Origin of the sequence: Bacteroides caecigallinarum, assembly GCF_021530995.1 — a bacterium.
GTDB classification, from domain to species: Bacteria; Bacteroidota; Bacteroidia; order Bacteroidales; family Bacteroidaceae; genus Phocaeicola; species Phocaeicola faecigallinarum.
Genome location: NZ_JADYTF010000267.1, coordinates 1 through 688, shown reverse-complemented (window position 1 = coordinate 688; position 688 = coordinate 1). Strand labels below are relative to the sequence as shown.

The 688-nt window shown below is 43.3% G+C and carries 2 pseudogenes; both read left to right on the top strand.

From position 1 onward, the window contains the following. A pseudogene (locus I6E24_RS16535) lies at positions 1-228 on the top strand (hypothetical protein); the annotation flags it as partial. A gap of 8 nt (positions 229-236) precedes the next feature. Then, positions 237-688: pseudogene (locus I6E24_RS16530) on the top strand (IS66 family transposase); the annotation flags it as partial.

Below are 688 nucleotides of genomic sequence, written 5' to 3'. Positions count from 1 at the left end.
AAGGTTGTACCTGTAGAAGTGGAAGGAATTCCTGAAGAGTTGATTCAGGCTGGTAATGAAGAACAGCAGGATGTTGCTAAAGACAAGCCCAAACGTACAACTCCCCATAAAGGAAGCATCATGGTGATGATAAGAACCCGTGAGGGCTTGTGCATTCAGAAGAAAGGCTTAGACTATCAGGGGCTGAAAACACTGGTAGAGAAACTAGGGGCTTATGATAAGTATTAACGGACTGCATAACTTCTGATAGTTACAATGTATATATGTATCTTGACAATGAAAGAGTTTTTCTGCTGTCTGGCTCATGCAAGGGCTAAGTTCAAGTATGCTTACGACACCAGAGAAGCCTGCAGGCAAGAATCTTCCTTGAGCTGATAGCAAGATTATACGGCATGGAAGATACTTACCGCCGGGAAAAACTCACAGCAGACGAGATTTACCGCAGAAGGAACTGTAAGGAAACGACAGAAATCATTGATAAGATAAGGACAGAGCTTTATGATCTGCTGGCAAATCCTGAAGAGAACCGAAGCGAACTTATGAGCAAGGCCCTTAACTATCTGAAGAACTTCTGGAATCAGATCTTCGCCTACAGAAATGACGGAGAATACTCAATAGACAATATGGCGGCGGAAAGAGCGATAAGACCAATCACTGTCCAACGAAAGAACAGTCTGTTCTTCGGAAG